This window comes from Streptomyces sp. NPDC004065 (assembly GCF_044903565.1).
Classification (GTDB): domain Bacteria; phylum Actinomycetota; class Actinomycetes; order Streptomycetales; family Streptomycetaceae; genus Streptomyces.
Genome location: NZ_JBJDQT010000002.1, coordinates 118,346 through 144,023 on the forward strand (window position 1 = coordinate 118,346; position 25,678 = coordinate 144,023).

The window sequence follows — 25,678 nt, forward strand, 5'->3', positions numbered from 1 at the left end:
GGTTCCGTGTCGCCGAGGGAGGCCGACCGATGCGTGTGATCGCCTGGCTCGTGGAGGGCACCTGGCCCGCCTGCGTGGACGCGGTGCGCACCCATGCGCCGCACGCGTCCGAGGTGGTGCTGCTGCACGTCAGCGGACCCGAGGTGCCCGGTGTGGCGCACGGGGCGTTCGCCGGGCTGCTCGGGCGCGGCCATCCCTCGGGGCGCCTCCCGGCCGAGGGGTGGGGCCGGGACCCCGGCGACCGGGTGGCCGACCTCGAAGGTACGTCGGCGGCCGAGCTGTTGGACGCCGCGGCGGAGCGGCTGGGGCGGCCGTGCACCCGGCTGGAGCGCGCTGGGCGGCCGGAACGGGAGGCGGTGGCCGCCTGCGAGGACGCGGATCTGCTGGTCCTGGCCCGCGACGGCGACCGGGCCCGGCTGGGCCCGCACAGCCTGGGGCCCGCCGTACGGTTCGCCGTCGACCACGCACCGTGCCCGGTGCTGCTGGTGTGGCCGGAGACGGCGCCGGACCTCACCACGCTCCCTCCCCCGCCTCCGGGCCCCGACGCGGCCCCGCCACCGCCCCCGCATGCCCGTCCCCACCCGCATCCGCATCCACCCGGGCATCGGTGAGGGCGGCTCAGGGGGCGTAGTCGTAGCCGTCGTATCCATAGCCGCCGTAGCCACCGCCGTAGCCGCCGTACCCGCCGCCGCGCCTGTGGTGGTGGTGTCCGTCGCCGGCGCAGGGACGGCCTGCGACGTCGCAGCCGGCGGTGGGAGAGGGCTGCGGGGCCGTTCCGCCCGCGGACGCCGTCGCCGAGGGGGCCGGTGCGGCCGGCGAGCCGGAGGCGCCCGGTGACGCGGGCCGGCCGGAGGCGCCGGGCGACGCCGGGGTGGCTCGCTGCGACGGGTACGCCGAGGCGCCGCCGTCCGTGTCCCAGTCGACCGCCGCCATCTGGAGGCTGGGCTGGGAGGTGTCGATGGTCCAGCGCTGGGTGTCCGTCCTCGCCCGGGTCTTGAGCACGAGGGCGCCCGCGCCGTTCGTGGCGGCGGGGGTCAGGGCCAGGTCCTGGTCGAACCGGGGGACCAGGGTGCCCTGGAGGGTGAAGTCGTAGCGGATGTCCTTGCCGCCCTTGCGGGAGGCGGGCACGCAGGGGGCGAGCTGGACGGAGTAGCCGAGGTGGGAGTCCAGGCACAGTCGCGGTGCGGCGACGCTGCGCAGGAGGCCGTCGGCCTCGTACGCCCACTGCTGGCCGGCCGCCCCGGAACAGGTCGCCAGCTCGGTCTCCGCGCCCTTGACGGCCTTCCCGCCGACCACGCCGACGCACAGGCCGGAGGCGACGTTGTGCAGCCGGCCGCGCAGGGTGCCCTTCGCGTCCGCGCCCGAGCCGGTCCGGGAGGGCCCGGAGGAGGCGCCCGAACCGGCGGGGTGGCCGGAGGGCTGCCCGCCGGCGCGCGGCGGGGTGCCGTCGCCGGACCCGAGGACCGCCCACAGCACGAGTGGCACCACGACCAGTCCGCCGACCGTGGCCACCGCTATGGCGAGGTTGCGCTGCCGGGCGGAGCGCCGGGCCGCCCGCTGCGCCGAACGCCGGCCGGCCGCGCGCGGCCCGGGAGAGGCACCCGGTCCCTCGCCCGCCGTGGCCGCCGCCGTGGCCGCCGTCGTGGCCGCCGTCGCGTCCGCGGCGGGACCGCCGGGTTCCGGCGACCGGCCGGTACCCGATCCACCACCGGACCCGGATCGCCCGCCCGACCCCGATCGCCCGCCGGACCGGGGTGTCCGGCCGGGCCCGGCGGTCGCGGAGGGGGCGTCCGGACCGCCCGCCGCGGATGACACGGCCGCGCCGAACGGGCCGCCGAAGCCGCCCGCACCCGGCCCGGCGGAGGCGGCCGGGTCGGCCGCTCCTGGAGCCGCCGGGCCGCCCGCACTCGACGCGGCCGGCGCGAGCCCCTCCCCCGGACCGTCCTGATCCGCCGACGCGGCGGCGAACCGTGCACCGGGGCCGGCGGGGCCGCCCGGCACGCCGGCTCCGAAGACCTCGCCGGCAGCGCCCGCACCCGGCGCCGCGGCCCCGAAGGCCTCACCAGGACCCTCCGCACCGGGCGCCGCAGCCCCGAACGACTCGCCAGGCCCCTCCCAATCGGTCACCGCGGCCCCGAACGGCTCGCCGCCCGGGGGCGCGCCGAAGGCGGCCGGCGCGGGGGCCGCGCCCCCGGTGGGCGTACCGGGCGGGCCGGACACGGGTCCCTCGGCGCCGGTCGGACGGCCGACCGGATCCGGGCCGGAGGCGGCACCCGGACCGGAGACCGCACCCCCACGACGTGCCCGGCCCGGCCCGGACGCCTTGCCGGCACGGCGACCGCGGACGGGTGCGGGTATGGGTGTGGGTGTGGGTGCGGGTGCGGGTATGGGTATGGGTATGGGTGTGGGTGTGGCCGCGGACGCCCCGCCGCTCCACGGGGCGGTGCCCGGACCGTTGGCCGGCTCCCCGGTGGAGGGCGAGGTGAAGTCCTCGCCGGCGACCGGAGGGCCCGGCGGCATCGCGGGCGGCGCGAACGGCTCCCCGCCCGCGGGCGCCCCGGTCCCGGCCCACGGGTTCCCGGCCGTCCCGGCCGGCTCCTCGCTCGCCGCCCGCAGGCGCGTCTCCCGGTACCGTGCCGCGCCCCAGCCGAGCACGCCCTCGGCCAGTGCCGTGCCGAGGTCGCCGTTGAAGTGGGCGAGCTGGTCGGCGGTGTTGCGGCAGTGGGTGCATCCGGCCAGGTGCCCGCGCAGGTCGGGGTCGATGTCGACGCCGCCGCGCCGGTAGGTGACGTCCAGCAGCCTGAAGTAGCGCAGGCAGTCCTGTTCGGGGGCGGTTTCGCGGTGGACCTGGAGGCATTCCTCGCGCAGCCGCTCACGGGCGCGCCGCAGTTCGGTGTGGGCGTGCTCCTCGTCGATGCCCAGCAGCCGGGCGGGCGCGGCCAGCGGCTCGCCCTCGACCTCGGCGTGCCACAGCAGCGCGCGGGCGGTCTGGGGCAGCCGCTGGAACGCCCCGGAGAGGACGCGCCGGCCGCCCGGCGGGAGCAGCAGGGGGGCGATCCGGTCGCCGCCGGCGGCGGCCCGCAGGTCGGGGTGGAGCATCTCGTGCCGGTGGTCGGTGCTCCACTCGGCGGCTATCCGGCGCACGGTGACCAGCAGTTGGGGCCGCCACGCGGCGGTCGGCCCGGACTGCCGCAGGGAGGCGCCGAACAGCCGGGTGAACGCCGCGGTGGTGAGCATGCCGGCGGCCTGCGTCCCGTCGGTGCACAGCCGCGCGTAGGCGAAGGCGGCCTCCCAGTGCCGGTCGAGGAGTTCGCCGACGGGATGCGGTGCGGGAGAGGCGCCCGTCCATTTCCTCAGCTCGGCGCTCAGCTCCTCGTCCGTCGTGCCGTACCTTCCGGAGGCGCCGAAGACGCCGGACGGGCCGGGCGTGCCCGGTCCGCCGGAAAGAGGGGCGGGCCCGGGGGAATCCGGCATGCCTGGGTCCTTCACGGCCGCATTCCTCCATACACCGCGGATTCGTCCGTACCAGAAGTGGGGGGTGCCGGGGCAAATCGAACGGCCTTCGCACAAAGGGAAGACCCATAGTCAGCACGCCGACAACCCACACCTTTGCACAGGTCAGCGGGGACAACAAGAGATCACCCGCTTTTCCCCACAGCACTTTCGCCTCAACCCTGTTGACGAATTGTCAATTCAGGCCGTGAGAATTGTGGCGGCGTAATTCCCAGTGGCCGCTGACGGCGTGCGGGACGTGCGGCCGCCGCAGCTCCTCGATCTCCTTGTCGCTCAGTCGGAGATCCACGGCCGCCACCGCGTCCCGCAGGTGCCCGGGCCGGGACACGCCGACGATCGGCGCCGTCACCCCGGACCGGGCCGGACCGGCGCGGCGCCGCCCGGTTGCTGCCCGGTTGCCGCCCGGTTGCCGCCCGGTTGCTGCCCGGTTGCTGCCCGCAGGTGACCGCCCGGCGTGGGAGCGGCCGGGCGGGGCGGCCCGTCGCGCATCCTCGGCGCAGGCGACCGGTGTCACGCCGGTCCTGGCCGTGCGGGAGGAACGCGGTGCCGACACGTCCGACCATCCTCAGAACCCTCGTCGCGGTGGCCGTGCTGCCCCTGGCCCTGCTGACGCCCGCCTGGGCCCGGCCCGACCCGCCCCGCAGGGCGCTCCCCGAGGCGCCGGCCACCCTGTGCGCCACGGCCGGCGTGCTGCGCGGCAGCCACCACCAGTGGGCCCAGATCGGCCTGTGCGCCGGCAACGGCACCCCGGCGATGGCCGTTTCCGCCCCGGCGAGCTGCGGGTACCCCTCCACGAAGGTGCGCTACGCCTGCCAGACCTCGGGCTCGTGGACCGCCACCCGGGACGGTGTGACGGTGGCCTCCGGGACGCTCCCCGGCTCGGGGGTGTATCCCGGGCCGGGTACGTACGAGTTCACGGCCACGGTGCACGTGCGCTCCGCCCCCGCGGGCGTCGACCTGACCGGCACCGTGCGCACCCCCCTGACCCTGACCGCCCCGCGGCCGAAGCCCACCCACCGCGTCACGGTGGACCGTGCCGTGCTGCGCGCCCGCGCCACGACCACGCTGACCTACCGGGTGTACCGGGACAGCGACGAGGGCGACGGCAACGGCCGCCTCGGCCTGATCGCGCGGGAGGACTCCGGGGCGAGGATCAGCACGGACGACCCCCGCTGCGTCAACCCGCTGGTGGGACGCCACCCCTCCCGGACGCGGCTGCGGCACGCGCTCGACTGCTCCCTGACCGGCCTCCAGCCCGGCCACCCCGAGACCGTGCGGGTCCGGGTCACGCTCGGTTCCGCCTGTTCGACGGTCGTCTCGAAGCTGGGCTACTGGATGCCAAGGGGCCAGGAGCTCTACACCGGCGGCATGCAACCGGGGCCGGCGGTGAGCTGCTCCTAGGGGTGCGGGGCCGTGGCGGACGGGTCCTCGGGGTGCGAGGTGGCGCCGGAGGGGTCCTCGGGGTGCGAGGTGGCGCCGGAGGGGTCCTCGGGGTGCGAGGTCGTACCGGCGGAGTCCCCGGGGCGCGGGGTGACGCGGGCAGGGTCGCGGGGGTGCGGGGTCCCCGGTCCGTCGAGCAGGTCCAGGGCCCGCTCCCAGCCGAACGCGGGCCGGGAGCCGTCCGCCGCGGGCTCGCCGGAGTACGGCTCACCGAAGCGCACGCCCATCCCGCGCAGCCGTGCGACGCTCTCCCGGTAGGCGGGGTGGGCGGCCAGGGTGCCGGCCACGCACGGCAGGACGGCGACCGGGACGCCGAGGCCGTACGTCTCGCACAGCGTGGCGAGGGCGAGGGTGTCGGCGGTTCCGGCGGCCCACTTGTTGATGGTGTTGAAGGTGGCGGGGGCGACGGCCACGGCGTCCGGCGGCGGGAAGGGCCGCGGATCGCCCGGGGTGCGCCACGCGGACCGGATGGGCCGGCCGGTGCGGGTCTCGATCGCGGCGGTGTCGAAGAAGCCGCCCATGGCGACCGGTGTCGCGATCACGCCGACCTCCCAGCCGCGCCGCTGGGCGGCGCCGACGAGGTCGCCGACGCCCGCGGCCGTGCCCGCCGCGCACACCACGACGTACAGGAAGGGTTTCGGGGCCGGTTCGGTCACCCGGCAACCCTACTGAACGGCCGCGGGCCTCAGCGCAGCGGGAAGGTGCGTCCGCGCTCGGACTCGGGGCGCGGACCGTGGATGCGGCGCTCGCTCTCCTCGATCGGCACGTCGTTGATGCTCGCCTCGCGCCGGGTCATCAGACCGTGCTCGTCGAACTCCCACAGCTCGTTGCCGTACGAGCGCCACCACTGGCCGTGGACGTCGCGCGACTCGTACTGGAAGCGCACGGCGATGCGGTTTCCCTCGAAGGCCCACAGGTCCTTGCGCAGCGCGTAGTCCAGCTCGCGCTGCCACTTGGCGGTGAGGAACCCGATGATTTCGGCGCGCCCGGTGACGAAGGTGTCCCGGTTGCGCCAGACGGAGTCCTCCGAGTAGGCGAGCGCGACCCGCTGCGGGTCCCGGGTGTTCCACGCGTCCTCGGCGGCCTGGACCTTCCGGGCCGCGCTCTCGCGGGTGAACGGCGGCAGCGGCGGACGGTCTTCGGTCACGGGTACTCCTCGGTGGCGGGATTTCGCGGGTGCGCCCGGGTCGACGCGGGTGGACGCCCGTCCGCGGAGAGCTGGACGGGTGTGCCCGGCCCGGGAGGCGGCTCACCCGCACGCCGGGGCGGGCCTGTCCCGGGCAGCGGGGCGGCGGGTGGCGGGCGGCGGGCCGTCGGCGGACCCGCTCACCGCCGGCCGCCCGCTGCCCGGGCGCGGCGGGCCGCCGCGGCGGGTTCACGCGGGCCGGTCCGCCTCGGACACCGTGATGGCGCCGACGGGGCAGGCGCGGGCCGCCTCCCTGGTCATCGGGTCGCCGCCGCCGTCCTCCCGGCCGGGCAGCAGGCTGCTGTAGCCCTCGTCGTCCTGGGTGAACACACCCGGGGCGGCCAGGGCGCACTGGCCGGCTCCGATGCAGCGGTCCCTGTCGATGTCGATGCGCATGACGGCAGCCTCTTACCAGGTCACGGGGAGTTCCAGCATCCCCTGGATCGTGTCGCCCGGTTTGTGCCGGATCTTGTCCGGGGCGACGGCCGGACGGAGGCGGGGCAGCCGCCGGAACAGCGTGCCGAGGGCGATCTCCAGCTCGGCGCGGGCGAGGTTCTGCCCCAGGCACTGGTGGATGCCGAAGCCGAAGGCGAGGTGCTGGCGGGAGGGGCGGTGCAGGTCGAGGGTGTCCGGGTCGGAATGGACGTCCTGGTCGCGGTTGATGACGGAGGTGGAGAAGAGCACGCCGTCGCCCGCCCGGATGGTCGTGCCGGCCGCCTCGATGTCCTCCGTGGCCAGCCGCAGCAGGCCGTCCGCGATGGACAGCATCCGCATCAGCTCCTCGACGGCGGCGGGCAGCAGCGCCGGGTACGCGCGCAGCTCGGCCAGCCGCTCGGGGTGCCGCAGCAGGGTGTACGCGCCGAGCGAGATCATGTTGGCGGTGGTCTCGTGGCCGGCCACGAGCAGGATGAGCGCGATCGAGACCAGCTCGGTCCGGTCCGGGCTCCCCTCGCGCAGTTGCCGCCGTACGAGTTCGCCCAGCAGGCCGTCGCCGCCGCCGGGTTCCTCGCGCTCGCGGTCGATCAGGCCGCCCAGGTACTCCTCCAGGCGCTGCCGGGCGCCCTGGGCGTCGGCGGCGGTGGGGCCGCGCAGCAGGCGGCGGGACTGCTCCTCGAAGAACTCGTGGTCGGCGTAGGGGACGCCGAGCACCTCGCAGATCACCATGGACGGCACGGGCAGCGCGAAGGCGCCGACCAGGTCGGCGGGCGGCCCCTGGTCGGTCATCGCGTCCAGCAGGCCGTCGACGACACGCTGGATGCGCGGCCGGAGCTCGTTGGCCCGCTTGACGGTGAAACTCGGGATCATCATGCGCCGCTGGGCGCGGTGCTCGGGGTCGTCGACGCCCAGCAGGGCGACCCTGCGGTCCCGGACCACGGCGAAGCGCGGCGCGGTCACGGGAAAGCCGGTGCGGGTGCGGTCGGTGGACAGGCGCGGGTCGGCCAGCAGCTCACGGGCGAGGGCGTGCCCGGTGACCAGCCAGGCCGGGCGGCCGTCGTAGAGCCTGACGCGGGCCAGCGGCCGGGCGGCGCGCAGTGGGTCGTAGCCGGCGGGCGGGTGGTAGGGGCAGGTGCGGTCCTGGGGGAAGGCGACGGGTGCGGCGGGGGCGGCCGAGTGGGTCGGGTCCGTCATGGAAGACCTCGCAGACGAAGGGTGCGTCGTGCCGGTCCCATTGGATGCCCGAGGCATCCATGGTGCGACGCGAAGTTCGGCCGGATCGCCGCAGCGGGAGATCTGGCCGGGAAGCGGCTGTTGCGCGGCGCGGCGTGCCCCGCACGGCGTCCGGCGCCCCGCCCTCCCCGTGGCCGCGTCCGGCGCCCCGGCCGTGTCCCGCGTGCCGCCGTCCGCGATCCAGTGTGCCTCGCGCGGCGGTGTGCCGGTGCGTTGCGTGACCCGTGTGCCGGTGCGTTGCGTGACCCGTGTGCCGGTGCGTTGCGTGACCCGTGTGCCGGTGCGTTGCGTGACCCGTGTGCCGGTGCCCCGCGCGGCCGTGTGCCGGTGCTTCACGTGACCGTGTGCCGATGCTTCGCGTGACCGTGGGCAGGCCGGTGAGTGGTGGTGCTTAATCCGGTTGCCGGGGCGGGGGTCCGGGTTGGAGGATCCGGCCATGCCCACGATCGACGTGTTCCCGCTGTTGCTGTCCGCCGCCGCCCGTCCGGCGCGCCGACAGCAGCCCGGCGGCCCCCGGAGGCCCGGCCCGTCGCGGCCGTGACCGCCGCGCTCGTCGCGGGCCTGCTCGCGGGCTATGGCATCGCCATGCCCGTCGGGGCCGTCGCGACCTACCTCGTGTCCCTGACCGCCCGTACGTCCCTGCGCACCGGAGGCTGCGCCGCGCTGGGCGTGGCCACCGCGGACGGGTTCTACGCCCTGCTGGCCACGCTCGGTGGCGCCGCCCTGGCCGGTGCGCTGCGGCCGGTGCTGCTGCCGCTGCGCTGGGTCTCGGCCGCGGTGCTGACCGTGCTCGCCGTGTGGGGCGCGGTCACCGCGCTGCGCCGGTACCGCGGCCACCGGCTCGCCACCCGGCCCGAACCGCCCCCACCGGGCCCGGGCCGCGCCTACCTGGGCCTGCTGGGGATCACCCTGCTCAACCCGACCACCGTGATCTACTTCGCGGCGCTGGTCATCGGCGCCCGTGCCACCGGCTCCGCCGTGCCGCCCGCGGAACAGGGGGTGTTCGTACTGGCCGCGTTCGCCGCCTCGGCGAGCTGGCAACTGCTGCTCGCCGGCGGCGGCGCGCTGCTGGGCCGGGCCCTGACGGGCCGCCGGGGGCGGCTGGCGACGGCGCTGGTGTCGAGTGCCGTGATGACGGCGCTCGCGCTGCGGATGGTGGCGTCCGCGGCGTGACCCGCCGGGCGAGGCGGTGCCCGGCCGGCACCGCCCGCCCGGTGGGAGGAGCATCCCGGTACCCGGCAGGAGGAGCATCTTGGCCGGCCCGAGTGACCACCGGACGGGCGGTGCGGCCCGCCGGGGCCCGACCGCCCGGTCCGGCCCGGCGGAACCACCGGCCGGGCCGACCGGACGGCCTGCAGACCCGACCGGCCCGACCGGCCCGACCGGCCCGACCGGCCCGACCGGCCCGACCGGCCCGACTGGCCCGATCCCGACGTCCGGCGGCCGCCGTGGCGCGCCGGATCGCGTCGCGTCGCGCCGGCCGCCGCGTCCCGCCGCCCGCTCACCCGCTCACTCGCTCAGCGCCCGCTTCGCCGCGCACGGCCGGCCGGACGGCTTTCGGCCTGTGCCCCGCGGCGTGCTGCGGGCGGGGCTCCGGGGGGAAGCGGTAGGGATGAACCGTGCGGACGCCGATGTTGACGGTGGTGCACGAGCAGTCACCGAACGCGACGAGAGGACCGGCACCATGCCACTCGAGGGCGAGTACGAGCCCAGCCCGGCCCAGTGGGTGCGGGACCAGGTGGAGCTGTACGAGAGCTCCGGCGGCACCAAGGGCACCACGCTCCTGGACACGGGACTGCCCGTGATCCTGCTGACCACACGGGGCGCGCGCAGCGGCAAGCTCCGCAAGACGCCGCTGATGCGCGTGGAGCACCAGGGGAAGTACGCGGTGGTGGCCTCCCAGGGCGGCGCGCCCAAGCACCCCTTCTGGTACTTCAACCTCAAGGCGGACCCGCGGGTGGAGTTGCGGGACGGACCGGTCGAGCAGGACATGACGGCGCGCGAGGTCACCGGCGACGAGAAGCGCGAGTGGTGGGAGCGGGCCGTCGCCGCGTACCCGCCGTACGCCGAGTACCAGGAGAAGACCTCGCGGGAGATCCCGGTCTTCGTGCTCGAGGCGGCCGACGGGCACTGAGCCGCGCACCGCCCGGCTGCCGGCAGCCGGCGGAGGGAATCCGGGCGGCGCGGGCATGAAGCCGCCTCCGCCCGGGCACCCGTGCCTCAGGCCCCGCCGCGCTCCCCCGTCGCGGCGGGGCTTTCCTGTGCCCGCCCGGCCCGGCGGTCGGTGACGTCGAGGAAGATCTGGTGCGCCGTCGGGACCATGCTGGCGATCGAGCGCTTGATGCGGACGGCGACCTCCTCGACCCGTTCGCTGTCCAGGCCGGGCACGAGGTCGATCCGGGCGGCCACCAGCATCGAGTCCAGGCCGAGCTTCATGGTGAGCAGGGCCTCCACGCTGTCGATCTCGGGCTGCGCCTCCAGCAGGCTCTGGATGCGGCCGCTCAGCTCGGGGTCGGCGGCCTCCCCGATCAGCTGGTCGCGTGCGTCGCGGCCCAGGCGGTACGCCACGTAGACCAGCAGCGCGCCGATCGCGAGCGACGCGGAGGCCTCCCACACCACCTGACCGGTGATCATGTGCAGGGCCATGCCGACGATGGCCAGGGTCACGCCGAGCACCGCGGTGCCGTCCTCGGCCACGACGGTGCGCAGCGCCGGGTCGCGCAGTCCGCTCCCGGCGCCGCCCTGCCGGCGCACCTGGTGCACCGCCCGCAGCAGCGACAGGCCCTCGGCGACGAGGGCCACGCCGAGCACGACCAGGCCGGTGACATAGCCGCTGAACGTCTCCTGCTCGTCGCCGCGCAGCGCCTCCACGCCCTGGAAGACGGAGAAGCAGCCGCCCATGACGAAGATGCCGACGGCGGCGAGCAGCGACCAGAAGAACCGCTCCTTGCCGTAGCCGAAGGGGTGGCGCCGGTCGGCGGGGCGCCGGCTGCGCCGCAGCGCGGCCAGCAGGAAGATCTCGTTGAGGCTGTCGGCGACGGAGTGCGCCGCCTCCGACAGCAGCGCCGGCGAGTGCGCGATCAGGCCGCCGACGGCCTTGGCGACCGCGATGACGAGATTCGCGGCCAGCGCCACCAGTACGGTGACGCGGGTCCGGCGGTCGGCGCGCCGGTCCTCAGCCAGGTGATCCTTCGTAGGCTCCTCTTGTGTCCCGCTCACGTTCGCCGACTGCCCCGGCCAGTGCGGCTCATACCCGTGCCCTCGGCGGATTTCGGGGAACGCGTTCACCAGGGCACCCGTGCGGCGGGTGCGCGCGAGGCGTACGAGCGCCGGCGGGGCGCCGGTCGGGACGGGAGGACGGATGACCGACGGTGGCGGAGGCAACCGGGCCTACGGCCACAAGCCCTTCAAGCGGTCCAGGAGCCATTTCGCGGACCGGATCACGGCCGACGGCCGGGACGGATGGCCGGTGGAGGCGGGGCGCTACCGGCTGGTGGTCAGCCGGGCCTGTCCGTGGGCGAGCCGGGCGCTCGTCTCGCGCCGGCTGCTCGGTCTGGAGGACGCCCTGTCGCTCGCCGTCGTCGATCCGGTCCAGGACGACCGCAGCTGGCGCTTCACCCTCGACCCCGGCGGCCGCGACCCCGTACTGGGCATCCGCTTCCTGAGCGAGGCCTACGACGCGCGGGAGGCCGGCTACCCGGGCGGGGTGAGCGTGCCCGCGGTGGTGGACGTGCCCAGCGGCAAGCTGGTGACCAACGACTATCAGCAGCTCACTCTGGACCTCGCCACCGAGTGGAGGGCGCTGCACCGGCCCGGGGCGCCCGACCTGTACCCGCGGGCGCTGCGCGACGAGATCGACGAGGTGATGGCCGACGTCTACGAGGACGTCAACAACGGGGTGTACCGGGCCGGCTTCGCCACCGGCCAGGAGGAGTACGAGGCCGCGTGCGCGGGAGTGTTCCGGCGGCTGGAGCGGCTTGCGGACCGTCTGGCCGGGCAGCGGTACCTCGTGGGCGACACGATCACCGAGGCGGACATCCGGCTGTTCACCACCCTGGTCCGTTTCGACGCGGTGTATCACGGACACTTCAAGTGCAACCGCTGGAAGCTGGCGGAGAACCCGGTCCTGTGGGCGTACGCCCGCGACCTCTACCAGACGCCCGGCTTCGGCGACACGGTCGACTTCGACCACATCAAGCGGCACTACTACCAGGTGCACACGGGCATCAACCCGACCGGCATCGTGCCCCTGGGGCCGGACCTGTCCGGCTGGCTGACGCCGCATCACCGCGAGAAGCTCGGCGGCCGGCCCTTCGGCGGCGGTACGCCGCCGGGGCCCGTGCCGCCCGGCGAGGAGGTCCCGCCGCGGGGCAGGCCCTGACCCCCGCACCTTACCGCCCGACCCGTTTTCGACCCGTGGAGCCGTGGCCCGCGGGCCGCGGCCCTCAGAAGGAGACACAGGTGGCCAAGAAGAAGCACAAGCTCCCGCTCGCCTACCAGCCCATCGGCTTCGTGCTGGGCTGGGCCGGCGGGGCACTGGCCGGAATGGCGTTCCGCGCCACATGGAAGGCGATCCGGCACGAGGACGACGCCCCCGACGCGCTGGACCAGGACCGCCGCTGGGGCGAGGTCCTGGTGGCCGCGGCCGTCCAGGGCGCCATCTTCGCGGTGGTGCGCAGCGCGGTGGACCGCGCGGGCGCCAAGGCCATCGAACGCTCCACGGGCGTCTGGCCCGCCAAGGAGAAGGGCGGCCGCGACTGACCCCGACCGCGCGGCACGGGGCCGCCCCCTTCTGCCGGGGGGCGGCCCCGCCCCGTTCCTGTCCCCGCCGCCCCCACCACCGGCCCTCCCGGCCGGCACGCCACGCCACCCCCGCATTCCTGCCCCGTCCCGGACCGCGGCCGACGGTCCCGGACCCGCAGCACAGGCCCCCGGACCGAGCGGTCCCGCCCGCGCCTCCCGGTACATACGGACCGGCAGTCACCGCCCGCGCGACCGGCCGCCACGACCGCCACCGCGGCCCAGGTGCCTGATGCCCCAGAACCCCGCACCGTCCGCATTCCGTGCTCCCCGGGTACGTGCACCTCCGCCCGTCCTCCGGCTCCGGGGCTCGGACCGGCGGCTCCGGCCCGCCCTCCACGCTCCCCGGGCCCACGGACCGGCCGCCCCCGCGCTCCCCGGGCCCGCGGACGGCCCTGCGGTCCGCCCGCGCTCCGGGGCCTCACCCCCACCCGCCCCGGGACTCCGGGACGAGCAGTCCCCGTACCCCCGCCCCGGGCGGCCGGGGCGGCCTGCCCGGCCCGCCCGGGGGACGCGGGCGGGCCGGTACCGGGGTCGGGGCGCGCGGTGTCCCGGGTGGGTCAGCCCTGCTTCGGGCCCCGTTGGCGGGTGCGGCGGAGGGTGAAGGTGTGGCCGGCCGGGTCGGCGCAGCCGCGTTCCTCGTAGGGGCCGGGCGCCTCCTTGGCCTCCAGGGTGCGCCCGCCGAGTGCGACGACCTTGCGTTCGGCCGCGTCGAGATCCTCCACCAGGAAGTCCAGGTGCGCCTGGAAGGAGTTCTCGGGGCGGGGCCAGCTCGGCGGGGTGGCGTTCGCGTCGCGCCGGAAACCCAGCCGCAGTCCGCCGACGGCCCGGATCTCCACCAGGTCGGCCGTCGCCTCCGTCTCCTCCGCCTGGAGCAACTCCTTGTAGAACACGGCGAGTTTCTCGGGCTCGGCGCAGTCGAGCACCACCACGCCCGCGGTCACCAGCGGCATGTCTCCTCCGAGGGGTCCCGGCGGCGGGAAGTGCCCGGCCGCCCTCCCCTTCTCCTTTCCCCGGCCGGCGGATTCAGTCGGCCACCGGGCGCGGGCGGGCCCTCCCGTGCCGCCGCCCCGGCTGTCCCTAGCGTGCCGTCTGGAAGGTGCGCCGGTAGGTCTGGGGGGAGACGCCGATCGCGGCGTGCAGGTGCTGGCGCAGGGACGCGCCGGTGGCGAAGCCGACCTGGCCGGCGATCTGGTCGACCGTCAGGTCGCTGGTCTCCAGCAGGTCGCGGGCGCGGGCGACGCGCTGCTGGATGACCCAGCGGCCGGGGCTGAGGCCCACCTCCTCGCCGAAGCGCCGGGCGAAGGTGCGCGGGCTCATCCGGGCGTGGGCGGCGAGGTCGGCGAGGGTGAGCGGGTCGCCCAGGCGCTCCAGGGCCCAGGCGCGCGTGGCGGCCGTACTCGCGCCGCCGTTCTCGGGCACCGGCCGGACGATGTACTGCGCCTGGCCGCCGTCGCGGAAGGGCGGGACCACGCAGCAGCGGGCCACGAAGTTGGCCAGCGCGCTGCCGTGGTCCTGGCGCACCAGGTGCAGGCAGATGTCGACGCCGGCCGCGGCGCCCGCCGAGGTGAGGAAGCGGCCGTCCTCGACGAACAGCACGTCCGGGTCGAGCGTCACGCGCGGGAAGGCGCGCCGGAAGCGGTCGGCGACGTGCCAGTGCGTGGTGGCCCGGCGCCCGTCGAGCAGGCCGGCGGCGGCGAGCACGAAGGCGCCCGTGCAGATGGAGACCACGCGCGCGTGCGGCGGGATCCGGGCCAGCGCCGCGGCCACCGGCGGCGGCAGTCCGTCGGGGATGCGGTCCACCGGCATGGAGGTGACGATCACGGTGTCCGCGCTCTCCAGCACCTCGGGGCCGTGCTCCACGCTGACGGTGAAGTCCGCCTCGGTGCGCACCGGTCCGCCGTCGACCGTGCAGGTCAGCACCTCGTAGTGGCCGTCGGCCGCGCCGAGGATCCGGCTCGGGATGCCGAGTTCGAACGCGTAGACGCCCTCGAGAGCGAGGACCACGACCCGGTGTGCGCGCTGCATGGCACGATCCTATCGGTTGTTGGCAATCATGCCATTTCCCCGGCGGGCGGACCGGGGCAGGCTGGTGGACCATGAGCGATGTGAAGACGATGCGCGCGATCGGTCAGGACGTCCTCGGCGGTCCCGAGGTCCTCAAGGAGATCGAAATGGAGCGGCCCGAGCCGCGTACCAACGAGGTACTGGTCCGGGTGCGGGCCGCCGGGGTGAACCCCACCGACTGGAAGCACCGGGCCACCGGCGGCTTCCTGGGCAAGCCGCCCTTCGTCCTGGGCTGGGACGTCTCCGGCGTGGTCGAGGCCGTGGGCATCGGGGTGGCCATGTTCCGGCCCGGCGACGAGGTCTTCGGCATGCTGTCCTACCCGTTCGGCCACGGCTCCCACGCCGAGTACGTCACCGCGCCGGCGCGCACCTTCGCGCTCAAGCCGGCCGGGATCGACCACGTCCAGGCGGGCGCGCTGCCCCTGGTGTCGCTCACCGCGTACCAGGCCCTGGTGGAGCGCGCGGACCTGCGGTCCGGGCAGCGGGTGCTGATCCACGCGGCGGCGGGCGGCGTCGGCCATGTGGCCGTGCAGATCGCGAAGTCGCGGGGCGCTTACGTCATCGGCACCGCGAGCGCGGGCAAGCACGACTTCCTGCGCGGCATCGGCGTGGACGAGGCGATCGACTACCGGACGACCGACTTCGCCGAGGCCGTGCGGGACGTGGACGTCGTGCTGGACACCATCGGCGGCGACACCGGCCTGCGCTCGCTGCGGGTGCTGCGCCCGGGCGGCCTGCTGGTGTCGATCCTGCCGGTGGGCTCCGACGAGCTGTACCGGGAGGCGGAGCGGCTCGGGGTGCGGGCGATCCGGATGCTCGTCGACGCCGACCACCACGGGATGAACACGATCGCGGAGCTGGTGGAGTCCGGGCGGCTGCGCGCCACCATCGCCGGGACGTTCCCGCTGGCCGACGCGGCCAGGGCGCACGAGCTCGGCGAGACCGGCCGCACCACGGGCAAGCTGGTGCTGGTGGTCGACTGACCGGCCGGCCCCGAGCACGCCGTACGCCGGAGCCTGCGACGACGCGGGGGCGCCGGCGTGCGGCGTACGGTGGACGGCGTGCGGCGGCCCGGCACGGAGGCTCCCCCGTACGCGGCGACGGCGGCCCGTCCCCCACCTCACAGGAAGACACGGCCGCAATTCAGAGACATATGTCAATCGAACATGCTGGAATTCACTCCAACGAGGGTAACTTGCAGGGCGGGGAGGGGCGTTGGGCCCGGCGGCCCGTGAACCCCGCCGCAGCAGCAGCCGGTTGGAGGCGATGTCGTCGTGCCGCACGAACCCGCGCCGCTCAACCGGCATCTGCGCGTCCGGCGGGACCGCGGGCACACCGTGCTGGAGTTCCACGGTGAGATCGACATCGCGGCGGCGGTGCAGATCGTGCCGTACCTCGACCGGGTGACCGCCCGGCCCGGGGCCCGGATCGTGATCGATCTGAGCCGCATCGACTTCCTGGACTGCTCCGGGCTGCGCCTGCTCTACCGCGCCCGCGGCCGCGTCCTGGAGCAGGACGGAGAGCTGCGCCTGGTGTGCGCCCACCCGCTGACCCTGCGCATCCTCAAGGTGACCGGTCTGGCCCGGCTGCTGCCCCCGCATCCGACGCTGGACGCGGCCCTGGAGCAGCCCGAGCCCACCCCGGGCTCCGTGTGACCCTCCCGCCCGTGGCCCCTACTCGCCGCGCGGCGCGTCGAACAGGGCGCTGACGGACTCCCCGTTGTGGATCCGGCGCACCGCCTCGGCCAGCGCCGGCGCGATGGACAGCACCTTCAGCTTGTCGCCGTGCGCCCGGCACTCCTCCCGGCCGCCCACCGGGACCGGCACGGTGTTGGTGCACACGATCTCCAGCACGTCGGGCTGCTCGGCCAGCCGCTTGAGGGCCCCCGCCGCGAACAGGCCGTGGGTGCAGGCGACCCGGATCGAGCGGGGTGCCGACTCCCGCAGCCGGTCCAGGAGTTCGAGGACCGTGCTGCCCTTGGCGATCTCGTCGTCCAGCACGATGACGTCCCGTCCGGCCACGTCGCCGATGACGGAGCTGATGGTCACCCGGTCGTCGGGGAAGCGCTGCTTGGCACCGGCGGCCACCTCGGCGCCGATCAGCCGGGCGAAGGCGGCGGCCTCCTTGGCGTTGCCCAGGTCCGGGGAGACCACCGTGGTGCGGGACAGGTCGTACTGGGAGAAGTGCGCCGCCAGCTCGCGCAGCGCGTGCAGGTGGTCGACCGGCACCGAGAAGAAGCCGTGCACCTGCGGTGCGTGCAGCGTCATGGCCAGCACGCGCCCCGCGCCCGCCGCCACCAGCAGGTCGGCCACCAGCCTGCCGCCGAGCGAGATGCGCGGCGCGTCCTTCTTGTCGGAGCGCGCGTAGGAGTAGTGCGGCATCACCACGGTGATCCGTCCCGCGGACGCCCCGCGGGCCGCGTCGCACATCAGCAGCAGCTCCACCAGGTGCTCCTGCACCGGTCTGACCAGCGGCTGGATCAGGAAGACGTCCCGCTCACGGCAGTTGGCCTGCAGCTGCACCTCGAGGCAGTCGTTGGCGAACCGGCTGACCCGGGTCGGGCTGAGCGGCACGCCCAGATGCGCGCACACCTCCGCGGCCAGCTCGGGATGGGCGCTGCCGCTGAACACCGCGATGTCTCGCACGATCCGCTCCTCGCATGATCATTTCCGGCTGCCGGGCTCATGCTACTGACCGTGCGTCAGCGCGGCGTGGCACGCCGTCACCCGAGCGCCACGCCGCCGCGGGCGCCCCCCTGCACCCCGCGTGCTGTCGCCCGCCGTACGTCGGAGCCAACGGGGTTGTCTGGCACGGCGTTTCGCGGGCATCCGCTGGGAGAGGAAGGGGGAGTGCCGCATGACGACCTCCATCAGGCGGCTGCCCGGGCGCATGCCCGGGTGGGCGAAGGCCGTGACCGCGCTCGCCGTGGTGCTCGCGGTGCTGTTCGCCGGAATCCGGCTGGCGGTGCTGCCGGGCATCAAGGACCTGTTCGGCACCGAGTCCAGGGACCGTTCGGGTCCGGCGCTGCTGAAGTCCATCCAGGACATGAGCCGCTACGACGCCGCCTCCGGCAACTTCCAGGTCGTGGTGGACCTGGACAAGGACGCCAAGTACCTGCCGGACGCCCTGCGCGGCAGCCGCACCCTGTACGTCGGGGCCGGCACCGTGGACGCCTACGTCGACCTCGGGCAGGTGGGCGACCGGGACGTGACGGTCGACGAGGACCGCACCTCGGCCACGCTGCGGCTGCCGCACGCCCGGCTCGGCAGGCCGGCGCTGGACGCGGACCACTCCTACGCCGTCTCCAAGCAGCGCGGGCTGCTCGACCGGCTCGGCGACCTGTTCTCCGACAACCCCAACAGCGAGCACGCCGTCCAGCGGCTCGCGGTGCGCCACATCGCTCGGGCCGCCGAGGGCAGCGGGCTGACCGCGCGGGCCGAGGCCAACACCACCGGCATGCTCCAGGGCCTGCTTCGCTCCCTCGGCTTCACGGAGGTGCACGTCTCCTACCGGGCCTGATCAGCTCCTACGGGGCCTGATCAGCCGAGGACGCCCGGCAGGGCCAGCGCCCCGAGCAGGGTCATGCCCAGCAGCGTCCAGGCCACGTAGTCGCCGACGTGCCCGGACTGCAGGCGCATGAGCGGCAGCGCCCAGCCCCGGGCGGCCGGCAGGCCCGGGCGGGCCACCGCCACGGCCGCCAGGGCCACCGCCAGCAGGCTGGACAGCAGATCGAACAGCACCCCGGCCGCCGTCCAGTGCGCCGAGGAGAACACCCCCCAGGTCCCGGCCTCCTCCACGGCGTGGGCCACCGCGCCGGCGAAGCCGGGCACCGCCCCCACCGCGAGCGCCGCGGCGAGCAGCAGCGCGGGGACCGACAGCATGGTGACGGGCACGCGGGTCAGCCGACGCCCGGTCTCCGGCTCCTCGCCGGTCCCGGGCGTCCTGTCCTCGTCGCGCCCGGGGTCCTCGCGCTCCCCCGGGCGGGGGCCCAGCCCGAGGAAGACGCGGGCGGCCACCCGCAGCACCGCGGCCCCGGTGACGGCCGGGACGACGACGTACACCACGGTGAGCGGCAGGCCCACGGCCTCCTCGCTCACGGCCTTGCCCAGCCCGGTCCCGAAGGGCGGCAGTCCGGCCAGGGCCAGCGCCCCGACGGCGAACATGACGCCGACACCGCGCAGCGGCCGGGCCCTGCCGTGCAGCTGGTACTCGTCGACGGTGCCGTAGCGGTCGAGCAGGACGCCCGCGCAGGCGAACAGGGCCGCCTTCACCCCGGCGTGCCCGAGGAGGTAAAGGGCGGTCCCGGTGTCGGCCTCCGCCTTCAGCACGCCGACGCCGATGAGGAACAGGCCCGTGTGGGCGATGGTGGAGAAGGCCAGCAGGCGCTTGATGTGCCGCTGGTACCAGCACATGACCGCGCCGACGGCCCCGGTGAGCACGCCCAGGGTCACCAGGACCCGGGTGAAGCCGGACGCGGGGATGCCGCCGGGTCCGGAGAAGACGGTGCCGTACACCCGCCAGACGCCGTAGAGGCCGAGTTCCACCATCACTCCGGACAGCAGCATGCACACGGGGCTGGGCGCCACGGCGTGCGCGTCGGGCAGCCAGAACTGGAAGGGCGCGGCGGCGGCCTTCACCAGCAGGCCGGTCAGCACCAGCACGAAGCCGGCCAGCGTCAGCGCGTCGGGGCCGCCGTGCCCGGCCGCCGCGTCCAGCCCGTGGCCGATCCTCGTCATCGCCAGCTCGCCGGTGCGGGCGTACAGCAGCGCGATGCCCATGAGCAGGGCGTACGCGCCCAGCGAGTTGACCACGCCGAAGCTCAGGGCGCCCTGCACGGCCTTGGCCTCGTCGATGCGGTAACCGGTCAGCGCGTACGCGACGACGCTCATCAGCTCGAAGAACACGAAGGCGTCGAACAGGTCGCCCGCGACGGCGAAGCCGCACATGCCGCCCTGGAAGAGCAGCATCAGCGCGGGGAACGAGCCGGCGTGGCCGCGCGGCGGCTCGTCGAAGTAGTGCCAGGAGTACGCCAGCGCGGCGAGCGTCAGCAGGGACGCCAGGGCGGCCATGCCGAGCCCGGCCCCGTCACCGGTGAGCACGATGCCGACGCTCGCGCCGTCGCGCGGGAACCAGCCGCCCACCCATTCCACCAGCGGCGGCGAGGAGTGGCTCAGCAGGACGAGGGCGAGCGCCGCGGTCGCGGCCGAGACCAGACAGCCGAACCCCTCGGCCGCCGGGCGGGGCAGGTGCCGGCCGGTCGCGGCCAGCAGCGCGGCGCCGAGCAGGGGAACGGCGGCGACCAGCGGCAGCAGATGGTGCATCAGCCGCGCAGCTCCCTCAGCTCGTCGGGGTCGACCGTGCCGTGCCGCTTGGAGATCTGCACGGTCAGCGCGAGCAGCAGCGCGGTCACCGTGGCGCCGACCACGATGTCGGTGAGGGTGAGGGCCTGCACCACGGGGTCGACCACGGGCCGTGCGCCGGGCCGGATGTCGGAGAAGACGGGTGCGGTGCCGCCGTCGCGGTAGCCGACGGCCAGCAGCAGGACGTAGGTGGCGGACTGGCACACGGCCAGGCAGCCCACGGCGTGGATCAGGTTCCGGCTGGTGGCCAGCCCGTAACAGCCGGCCAGGAACACCCACGCGGCCACCAGGTACGGCAGGACGTGCGTCACGGAACTCACGGCGCTCTCACGGTCCGTTCCCCTCCTCGATCTCGACGGCCTGGTCCAGGAAGCGGGCGAGCAGCACCACGACCGCGCACGCGACCTCCACGCCGATGGCCGCGTTCAGCAGCGGGACGGTGCCGCCGGAGGACAGCGTGTTGAACGTGCCGTACGGCAGCAGGGTGTTGGCGAGGAACGCGGTGCCCGCCAGGAGGCCGGCCAGGCCCAGGACCAGATAGGCGGAGGCGGACAGCGCGTCGCCGGCCTCGTACGTCTCGACCGGGCGGACGCGTTCCAGGGCGGCGTAGTCGGCGCCCAGGTACAGCAGGTGCAGCGCGCCGGCGGCGACCACGCCGCCCTGGAAGCCGCCGCCCGGGCTGAGCTGGCCGTGCGCGATCACATACAGGCCGGTGACCAGGGCGACGGGCAGCACGATCAGCGCGTAGCGGCGTACCGGGCGGGCCACCTCGGCCGGGCTGGGACGTTCGCGGTGCTCGTCGCGGGCCTGGCGCAGCAGGACGACGCAGCCGAGGACGGCGGCGAAGAGGATCGCCATCTCGCCCATGGTGTCGAAGGCGCGCTGGTCGAAGTTGACGGAGGCGACGGTGTTGGCGGTACGCCGGCCGAGTGCCGCCCGCACGGCGCGGTCGCCGTAGGGGTGGTGCGGGCCGCCGAAGGCGGGCAGCCGCAGACAGGCGGCGACGAGCAGGGCGGCGAGTGGGGCCCCGCCCAGGGCGAGCAGCCAGAGCCTGGCCCGCCGGCTCACGCGCCGCCGTCCCGGTCCCGGGCCCCGCGGCCGTGCCCGTCCCCTGCCGCGCCGCGGTCGCGGTCCGCGGCCGGGCCGCCGTCCCGGTCCCCGGTCGCGCCGTCGGCGGAGCGCCGTCCGACCTTGCGCACCGAGAGCATGATCAGCAGCGGGGTGAGCACGGAGCCGACGGCGAGTTGCGAGAGTCCGACGTCGGGTGCCTGAAGGACGGTGAACAGCACGGCGAGGGCGGTGCCGAGGACGGCCAGCACCAGGGCCTGGCGCACCGGGTCGCGGTTGACGACGGCCGCCGTGGCGGCGGCGGCCACGAGGAGCAGGGCCATGACGACGAGGGCGTCAGCCACGGCCCACCCCCGGGAAGCCGCCGGACAGCGCGCGGGAGGCCACCAGGTTGCCGCCCACCAGCAGCGCCCCGACCACGAGGAGTTTCACCATGGCGCGGCCCGGCCCGGTGACCGCGCACAGGACCGCGACGACGACGGCGCCGGTGGCGGCGGCCGCCCAGGTCGCCGCCCGGCCGCGGGGCCGCTCGCCGGCCAGGTCCTCGGCCAGCAGCCGGGCGAAGACCAGGGTGCCGACCGGTCCGAGCAGGGCCAGGAGCAGGGCGAGGTCGACGTAGGAGGGGCGGCCGTAGCCCTGGGCGAGCAGCAGCAGACCGGGGCAGACCAGGGCGGTGGACAGGTTCTGGGCGGTGACCCTGCGCGCGAGCGGCCCGGTGGAGACTCCCCACAGGGTCGAGCCCAGGCCCACGGCCAGCACGAGGGCCGCCGCGAGGAGCCAGCCGTTCACCACCGTCCCACCGCCCGCCGTCCGGCCCGGGCGGCCAGTGCGCCCAGGCCCGCGGCGCACGCGCCGACCACCCACTCCAGGGTGTCGACGGTGCTGATCAGCGTCAGCCACAGCAGGACGAGCGCGGCCCACCAGGCCAGCACCTCGCCGGCGGCGAGGAGCGACGTACGCGGGTTCACGTGCCACCTCCGCGGACCGGACCTGTTCGCTGCGCCTGCGCCGCACGCCCGTGCGGCGCCTTCCGGCATCCAAGCACCGCCCCGGCCGCCGGGCCGCGACGGCGCGCGGGTCTTTGCCCGGATGCCCCGCGAGCAGCGGGAGAAACCGCCGTCGCGCCCCGCCCTCGGGCCCGCCCCGCGACGGCATCGCCGAACGGTTCGGGGGTAACCGGCCCCTCACACGAGTGAGTTGACTCTTGGAGGACCGAATGGCCCGTGTGGCGCTCCGTCCGCGCAGCCTGTTCCGCCCGCGCCCGGCACGGCCGGGGCGCACCCCGCGGCCGACGGCGGACGGACGCCGGCCGGCGCCGTGGCCGCTGCGGCTGCTGGCGATGCTGTGCGCCTTCGTGTTCATGGTGGCGTTCGCCGTGGTCCTGGCCCGGCTGACACTGGAGCCCTCGCCCGCCTCGGCGGCCATCGCGCACACCAATCTGCGTCCGGGCCACTCACTGCGGGCCTATCTGGAGCAGCCGGCGCTGCGGGACACGGTCAAGCAGATCGGCGGGAACCTGCTGCTCGGGGTGCCGTTCGGGGTGCTGGTGCCGGTGGTGGCCCCGCGGGCGCGCGGGGCGCTGCGCGTGCTGCTGCTGACCGCGGTCGTGATGCTGCTGGTGGAGTTCGCCCAGGGCGCGCTGATCACCGGGCGGGCCTTCGACATCGACGACGTCATCCTCAACACCGCGGGGGCGCTGGCCGGTTACCTGCTCCTGGGCCGGCGGATGGGCCGCGCGGTGCACGCGCGCAAGGCGTCCTGAACGACGGCGGGAATTGGTACGGACCACAGTATTGACGGTGCCTTAGTTCATTCCTTGAATAAAGAGGCGACACCCTTCACCCCCCACAACGGTGCGGTGTGCCCGCGCCCGGGCCGCCGTACGGAAGGGAGAGCCGTGGCCTCTCCACGTCTGCTCCGCAGATGTCTCCTCGCCGCCCTGTCCGCCGCGCTCGTCGGCTCGGCCGCCGCCGCGACCGCCGCCGCCCCCGCGCGGGCCGACGTCTCCGCGCGGGCCGGCGCCCCCCGGGCGGCCGCCGCCGTGACGACGTTCTCCGACACCTTCGACGGGCCCGCGGGCACGGCCGTCGACTCCGCCAAGTGGCAGACGGAGACCGGCGACAACGTCAACAACCACGAGCGGCAGTACTACACGGCGGGCAACAGGAACGCGGCCCTGGACGGCCAGGGCCACCTGGTCATCACCGCCCGCCGCGAGAACCCGGCCAACTACCAGTGCTGGTACGGCACCTGCCAGTACACCTCGGCCCGGCTGAACACCTCGGGGAAGTTCGCCGCGCAGTACGGCCACGTCGAGGCGCGGATGAAGATCCCGCGCGGGCAGGGCATGTGGCCGGCGTTCTGGATGCTCGGCACCGACATCGGGCGGGTCGGCTGGCCGGACTCCGGCGAGATCGACGTGATGGAGAACGTCGGGTTCGAGCCCTCGACGGTGCACGGCACCCTCCACGGCCCCGGCTACTCCGGTTCCGGCGGCATCGGCGCCGGCTACACGCTGCCCGGCGGCCAGGCCTTCGCCGACGCCTTCCACACCTTCGCCGTCGACTGGGCGCCCGACTCGATCACCTGGTCGGTGGACGGGAACGTCTACCAGCGGCGCACGCCCGCGGACCTGGGCGGCAGGTCCTGGGTGTTCAACAAGCCGTTCTTCCTGATCCTCAACCTCGCCGTGGGCGGCTACTGGCCGGGCGACCCGGACGGCTCCACCGCCTTCCCGGCCCAGCTGGTGGTCGACTCGGTCTCGGTCACCACGGGCGACTCCCCCGCCGGGGCCGCGATCCGCGGGCCGGCCGGCAAGTGCGTGGACGTGGCCGCCGCGAACCCGGCCAACGGCACCCCGGTGCAGCTCTACGACTGCAACGGCACCGCCGCCCAGCGGTGGACGGTGGCCCCGGACGGCACCCTCCGCGCGCTCGGCAAGTGCCTGGACGTCACCGGCAACGGGACCGCGGACGGCTCGACGGTCCAGCTGTGGGACTGCACGGGCGGCCCCAACCAGAAGTGGGTCGTCACCGCCGCGCACGACATCGTGAACCCGCAGGCGGACAAGTGCCTGGACGTCACCGGCAACAACTCCGCCAACGGCACCCGGCTGCAGATCTGGACCTGCACGGGCGGCGCCAACCAGAAGTGGACGGTGGGCTGACGCACCCGGGCGGAATCGCGGGGGCCGCGGGCGGAATCGCGGGGGCCGCGGGCGGTCACGGCCGCGGCCCCGGCCGGGGCCCGGGCCCGGGCCCGGGCGTGCTGCGCCTCAGTGCGCCCGCCAGGTGAACTTGTCGCCGCCGACCCAGCGGACCACGTCCGGGTCGTCCAGGTCGTGCACGCGGATGCCGAACAGCGCGGCGGCCTGGAGGACGTCCGTGACGCTCTTCGCCTCCCCCACCACCTCCCCGTCGATCTCCACGATCCGGAAGGGCGGGGGGCCCGGCTGCACTCCGTGCACCAGGATCCGCGGCTGGGACATGTAGGGGCACGCGGCTTCGGTCATGCACTCCAGCGTAGAACGCGGACCCGGACCGGCGACTCGGGCGCTCATCGCCGAAGCAGGTCCAGCACCGCCACCTCCACGGCCCCCTGGGTGGCCGGGCGGCCGAAGCTCCCGTGCTCGCCCAGCCGGGCCAGCACGGGGGCGATCGTCTCCCCCTGCTCGAACAGTTCGAAGACCTTCGGGTCGATGTAGGAGGACCGGCACACGGCGGGGGTGTTGCCGAGGTAGTGGCTGACCTCGCGGACGGTCCGGGCGATCTGCCGGCGCCGGGCCGCGGCCGTCGCCCGGGCCTGCTCGGCGGTCACGGCGACCCCCACCGCGGCCAGCACGGTGGCGTGCCAGGTCCGGAAGTCCTTGGCGGTGATGTCGGCGCCGGACAGCCGGCGCAGCGCCTCGTTCAGGTCGCCGCTGTGCAGCTCGTGCCAGGCGCCGCCGTTCCAGTACGCCAGCAGCCGCTGCCCGCCGCGCCGGCGCCGCAGCAGCGCGCGCACCACCGCGTGCGCCTGGTCGTCCACCAGCGCCCGGACGAGTTCGGTGCCGCCCTTGGCGGGGTAGCTGAACGCGATCTCGCCGCGGCCGCAGCTGACGTGCTCGCGCAGCATGGTCGTCAGGCCGTAGGTCTCGTTGCGCCTGGTGTGCCGGTCGCTGCCGATCCGGAAGAAGCCGAGGTCGAGCAGGCGTACGGCGCACGCGGTCACCCGCGCCCGGCTCAGGCCGCGGCCGGCCAGGTCCCCGGCGACCTCGGCGCGCAGCCCGGGCAGGGCGCGGGCCACCTGCCGCACGTGCTCGTGCTTGGCGTCCTCCTGACGGGCGCGGAACTCCTCGTGGTACAGGTACTGGCGGCGGCCGGCGTCGTCGGTGCCGACGGCCTGGAGATGGCCGTTGGGCCAGGGGCAGATCCACACGTCGCGCCAGGCCGGCGGGATGGTCAGGGCGCGGATGCGGGCCAGATGCCCGGCGTCCCTGAGCGGGTGACCGTCGCTGTCCTGGTAGCGGAAGCCGCGGCCGCAGCGGATCCGGGTGAAGCCGGGCCGGTCGCAGGAGCTGGTGCGCAGTCGCACGGCG

Annotated in this window: 26 protein-coding genes and 2 pseudogenes; 11 read left to right on the forward strand and 17 right to left on the reverse strand. The window is 75.3% G+C overall.

What is annotated here, in order from left to right:
• Positions 1-29: 29 nt before the first annotated feature.
• Positions 30-611 (forward strand): universal stress protein, encoded by a 582-nt coding sequence (locus ACI2LW_RS04435; protein ID WP_404729629.1) that lies wholly within the window; start codon positions 30-32, stop codon positions 609-611.
• Positions 612-618: 7 nt separating this feature from the next.
• Here the strand turns inward: ACI2LW_RS04435 and ACI2LW_RS04440 are convergent, their stop codons facing one another.
• Complete coding sequence (locus tag ACI2LW_RS04440) at positions 619-3,474, reverse strand: ricin-type beta-trefoil lectin domain protein (protein WP_404729630.1); 2,856 nt, start codon at positions 3,472-3,474, stop codon at positions 619-621.
• Positions 3,475-4,056: 582 nt separating this feature from the next.
• Here ACI2LW_RS04440 and ACI2LW_RS04445 point away from each other — a divergent pair.
• On the forward strand, positions 4,057-4,914 hold the full coding sequence (locus ACI2LW_RS04445) for a hypothetical protein (RefSeq protein ID WP_404729631.1): 858 nt from the start codon (positions 4,057-4,059) through the stop codon (positions 4,912-4,914).
• 170 nt (positions 4,915-5,084) lie between these two features.
• On the opposite strand, the pseudogene ACI2LW_RS04450 reads toward ACI2LW_RS04445, so the two are convergent.
• The 4 genes and pseudogenes from ACI2LW_RS04450 to ACI2LW_RS04465 all read right to left on the reverse strand — a co-directional run.
• A pseudogene (locus ACI2LW_RS04450) lies at positions 5,085-5,609 on the reverse strand (flavoprotein); the annotation flags it as partial.
• Positions 5,610-5,638: 29 nt separating this feature from the next.
• Positions 5,639-6,100, reverse strand: coding sequence for a nuclear transport factor 2 family protein (locus tag ACI2LW_RS04455; RefSeq protein WP_404729632.1), 462 nt, complete (start codon positions 6,098-6,100; stop codon positions 5,639-5,641).
• 228 nt (positions 6,101-6,328) lie between these two features.
• Positions 6,329-6,535 carry a ferredoxin gene (locus ACI2LW_RS04460; RefSeq protein WP_404729633.1) on the reverse strand — a complete coding sequence of 69 codons (207 nt, stop codon included), beginning with the start codon at positions 6,533-6,535 and terminating at the stop codon, positions 6,329-6,331.
• A 12-nt stretch (positions 6,536-6,547) separates the two neighbouring features.
• Positions 6,548-7,768, reverse strand: coding sequence for a cytochrome P450 (locus ACI2LW_RS04465; RefSeq protein WP_404729634.1), 1,221 nt, complete (start codon positions 7,766-7,768; stop codon positions 6,548-6,550).
• A gap of 576 nt (positions 7,769-8,344) precedes the next feature.
• On the opposite strand from ACI2LW_RS04465, the gene ACI2LW_RS04470 reads away from it, so the two are divergent.
• Positions 8,345-8,980 (forward strand): LysE family transporter, encoded by a 636-nt coding sequence (locus ACI2LW_RS04470; RefSeq protein ID WP_404729635.1) that lies wholly within the window; start codon positions 8,345-8,347, stop codon positions 8,978-8,980.
• Between the two features lie 511 nt (positions 8,981-9,491).
• Positions 9,492-9,941, forward strand: a complete 450-nt coding sequence (locus ACI2LW_RS04475; protein WP_404729636.1) for a nitroreductase family deazaflavin-dependent oxidoreductase — start codon at positions 9,492-9,494, stop codon at positions 9,939-9,941.
• A gap of 86 nt (positions 9,942-10,027) precedes the next feature.
• Here ACI2LW_RS04475 and ACI2LW_RS04480 read toward each other — a convergent pair.
• Positions 10,028-11,234, reverse strand: a pseudogene (locus tag ACI2LW_RS04480) (cation diffusion facilitator family transporter).
• On the opposite strand from ACI2LW_RS04480, the gene ACI2LW_RS04485 reads away from it, so the two are divergent.
• Together ACI2LW_RS04485 and ACI2LW_RS04490 are read left to right on the forward strand one after the other, a co-directional pair.
• Complete coding sequence (locus tag ACI2LW_RS04485; RefSeq protein WP_404729637.1) at positions 11,169-12,188, forward strand: glutathione S-transferase family protein; 1,020 nt, start codon at positions 11,169-11,171, stop codon at positions 12,186-12,188. The pseudogene ACI2LW_RS04480 and the gene ACI2LW_RS04485 overlap by 66 nt on opposite strands.
• Positions 12,189-12,268: 80 nt before the next feature.
• On the forward strand, positions 12,269-12,568 hold the full coding sequence (locus ACI2LW_RS04490) for a DUF4235 domain-containing protein (RefSeq protein WP_404729638.1): 300 nt from the start codon (positions 12,269-12,271) through the stop codon (positions 12,566-12,568).
• Between the two features lie 599 nt (positions 12,569-13,167).
• Here the strand turns inward: ACI2LW_RS04490 and ACI2LW_RS04495 are convergent.
• Complete coding sequence (locus ACI2LW_RS04495; protein ID WP_404729639.1) at positions 13,168-13,560, reverse strand: VOC family protein; 393 nt, start codon at positions 13,558-13,560, stop codon at positions 13,168-13,170.
• A gap of 127 nt (positions 13,561-13,687) precedes the next feature.
• Positions 13,688-14,635, reverse strand: a complete 948-nt coding sequence (locus ACI2LW_RS04500) for a GlxA family transcriptional regulator (RefSeq protein WP_404729640.1) — start codon at positions 14,633-14,635, stop codon at positions 13,688-13,690.
• Between the two features lie 71 nt (positions 14,636-14,706).
• On the opposite strand from ACI2LW_RS04500, the gene ACI2LW_RS04505 reads away from it, so the two are divergent.
• Both ACI2LW_RS04505 and ACI2LW_RS04510 read left to right on the forward strand, forming a co-directional pair.
• Positions 14,707-15,657, forward strand: a complete 951-nt coding sequence (locus ACI2LW_RS04505) for an NADP-dependent oxidoreductase (protein WP_404729641.1) — start codon at positions 14,707-14,709, stop codon at positions 15,655-15,657.
• Positions 15,658-15,948: 291 nt separating this feature from the next.
• On the forward strand, positions 15,949-16,329 hold the full coding sequence (locus ACI2LW_RS04510; protein ID WP_404729642.1) for an anti-sigma factor antagonist: 381 nt from the start codon (positions 15,949-15,951) through the stop codon (positions 16,327-16,329).
• 18 nt (positions 16,330-16,347) lie between these two features.
• On the opposite strand, the gene ACI2LW_RS04515 is transcribed toward ACI2LW_RS04510, so the two are convergent.
• On the reverse strand, positions 16,348-17,319 hold the full coding sequence (locus tag ACI2LW_RS04515) for a ribose-phosphate diphosphokinase (protein WP_404729643.1): 972 nt from the start codon (positions 17,317-17,319) through the stop codon (positions 16,348-16,350).
• Between the two features lie 211 nt (positions 17,320-17,530).
• On the opposite strand from ACI2LW_RS04515, the gene ACI2LW_RS04520 reads away from it, so the two are divergent.
• Positions 17,531-18,193 carry a DUF4230 domain-containing protein gene (locus ACI2LW_RS04520; protein ID WP_404729644.1) on the forward strand — a complete coding sequence of 221 codons (663 nt, stop codon included), beginning with the start codon at positions 17,531-17,533 and terminating at the stop codon, positions 18,191-18,193.
• A 20-nt stretch (positions 18,194-18,213) separates the two neighbouring features.
• Here ACI2LW_RS04520 and ACI2LW_RS04525 read toward each other — a convergent pair whose 3' ends face one another.
• The 6 genes from ACI2LW_RS04525 to ACI2LW_RS04550 are packed head-to-tail and all read right to left on the reverse strand — an operon-like array spanning position 18,214 to position 22,070.
• A complete protein-coding gene (locus ACI2LW_RS04525) occupies positions 18,214-19,995 on the reverse strand; it encodes a complex I subunit 5 family protein (protein ID WP_404729645.1) in 1,782 nt (593 codons plus the stop codon).
• Complete coding sequence (locus ACI2LW_RS04530; RefSeq protein WP_404729951.1) at positions 19,995-20,345, reverse strand: sodium:proton antiporter; 351 nt, start codon at positions 20,343-20,345, stop codon at positions 19,995-19,997. The genes ACI2LW_RS04525 and ACI2LW_RS04530 overlap by 1 nt, the downstream gene beginning before the upstream one ends.
• A gap of 16 nt (positions 20,346-20,361) precedes the next feature.
• On the reverse strand, positions 20,362-21,102 hold the full coding sequence (locus ACI2LW_RS04535; RefSeq protein ID WP_404729646.1) for an MnhB domain-containing protein: 741 nt from the start codon (positions 21,100-21,102) through the stop codon (positions 20,362-20,364).
• Positions 21,099-21,446 carry a Na(+)/H(+) antiporter subunit B gene (locus ACI2LW_RS04540; protein WP_404729647.1) on the reverse strand — a complete coding sequence of 116 codons (348 nt, stop codon included), beginning with the start codon at positions 21,444-21,446 and terminating at the stop codon, positions 21,099-21,101. Before ACI2LW_RS04540 ends, ACI2LW_RS04535 begins: the two co-directional genes overlap by 4 nt.
• A complete protein-coding gene (locus ACI2LW_RS04545; RefSeq protein WP_404729648.1) occupies positions 21,439-21,891 on the reverse strand; it encodes an MrpF/PhaF family protein in 453 nt (150 codons plus the stop codon). Before ACI2LW_RS04545 ends, ACI2LW_RS04540 begins: the two co-directional genes overlap by 8 nt.
• Positions 21,888-22,070: a hypothetical protein gene (locus ACI2LW_RS04550; RefSeq protein WP_404729649.1), complete on the reverse strand. Its 183-nt coding sequence runs from the start codon at positions 22,068-22,070 to the stop codon at positions 21,888-21,890. The genes ACI2LW_RS04545 and ACI2LW_RS04550 overlap by 4 nt, the downstream gene beginning before the upstream one ends.
• Positions 22,071-22,318: 248 nt before the next feature.
• Here ACI2LW_RS04550 and ACI2LW_RS04555 point away from each other — a divergent pair, with 248 nt between their 5' ends.
• Positions 22,319-22,864: a VanZ family protein gene (locus tag ACI2LW_RS04555; protein WP_404729650.1), complete on the forward strand. Its 546-nt coding sequence runs from the start codon at positions 22,319-22,321 to the stop codon at positions 22,862-22,864.
• Positions 22,865-22,999: 135 nt separating this feature from the next.
• Positions 23,000-24,268, forward strand: a complete 1,269-nt coding sequence (locus ACI2LW_RS04560; RefSeq protein ID WP_404729651.1) for a ricin-type beta-trefoil lectin domain protein — start codon at positions 23,000-23,002, stop codon at positions 24,266-24,268.
• 108 nt (positions 24,269-24,376) lie between these two features.
• On the opposite strand, the gene ACI2LW_RS04565 is transcribed toward ACI2LW_RS04560, so the two are convergent.
• Both ACI2LW_RS04565 and ACI2LW_RS04570 read right to left on the reverse strand, forming a co-directional pair.
• Positions 24,377-24,613: a hypothetical protein gene (locus ACI2LW_RS04565; protein WP_404729652.1), complete on the reverse strand. Its 237-nt coding sequence runs from the start codon at positions 24,611-24,613 to the stop codon at positions 24,377-24,379.
• 44 nt (positions 24,614-24,657) lie between these two features.
• Positions 24,658-25,674 carry a DNA topoisomerase IB gene (locus ACI2LW_RS04570; RefSeq protein ID WP_404729952.1) on the reverse strand — a complete coding sequence of 339 codons (1,017 nt, stop codon included), beginning with the start codon at positions 25,672-25,674 and terminating at the stop codon, positions 24,658-24,660.
• Positions 25,675-25,678 lie beyond the last annotated feature (4 nt).

Excerpts from the sequence above, each read along its gene's own strand:
- ACI2LW_RS04435 (WP_404729629.1), top strand. The coding sequence starts at position 30 with ATGCGTGTGATCGCCTGGCTCGTGGAGGGCACCTGGCCCGCCTGCGTG.
- ACI2LW_RS04440 (WP_404729630.1), bottom strand. The coding sequence starts at position 3,474 with ATGCCGGATTCCCCCGGGCCCGCCCCTCTTTCCGGCGGACCGGGCACG.
- ACI2LW_RS04460 (WP_404729633.1), bottom strand. The coding sequence starts at position 6,535 with ATGCGCATCGACATCGACAGGGACCGCTGCATCGGAGCCGGCCAGTGC.
- ACI2LW_RS04465 (WP_404729634.1), bottom strand. The coding sequence starts at position 7,768 with ATGACGGACCCGACCCACTCGGCCGCCCCCGCCGCACCCGTCGCCTTC.
- ACI2LW_RS04475 (WP_404729636.1), top strand. The coding sequence starts at position 9,492 with ATGCCACTCGAGGGCGAGTACGAGCCCAGCCCGGCCCAGTGGGTGCGG.
- ACI2LW_RS04485 (WP_404729637.1), top strand. The coding sequence starts at position 11,169 with ATGACCGACGGTGGCGGAGGCAACCGGGCCTACGGCCACAAGCCCTTC.
- ACI2LW_RS04495 (WP_404729639.1), bottom strand. The coding sequence starts at position 13,560 with ATGCCGCTGGTGACCGCGGGCGTGGTGGTGCTCGACTGCGCCGAGCCC.
- ACI2LW_RS04500 (WP_404729640.1), bottom strand. The coding sequence starts at position 14,635 with ATGCAGCGCGCACACCGGGTCGTGGTCCTCGCTCTCGAGGGCGTCTAC.
- ACI2LW_RS04505 (WP_404729641.1), top strand. The coding sequence starts at position 14,707 with ATGAGCGATGTGAAGACGATGCGCGCGATCGGTCAGGACGTCCTCGGC.
- ACI2LW_RS04520 (WP_404729644.1), top strand. The coding sequence starts at position 17,531 with ATGACGACCTCCATCAGGCGGCTGCCCGGGCGCATGCCCGGGTGGGCG.
- ACI2LW_RS04525 (WP_404729645.1), bottom strand. The coding sequence starts at position 19,995 with ATGCACCATCTGCTGCCGCTGGTCGCCGCCGTTCCCCTGCTCGGCGCC.
- ACI2LW_RS04555 (WP_404729650.1), top strand. The coding sequence starts at position 22,319 with ATGGCCCGTGTGGCGCTCCGTCCGCGCAGCCTGTTCCGCCCGCGCCCG.
- ACI2LW_RS04565 (WP_404729652.1), bottom strand. The coding sequence starts at position 24,613 with ATGACCGAAGCCGCGTGCCCCTACATGTCCCAGCCGCGGATCCTGGTG.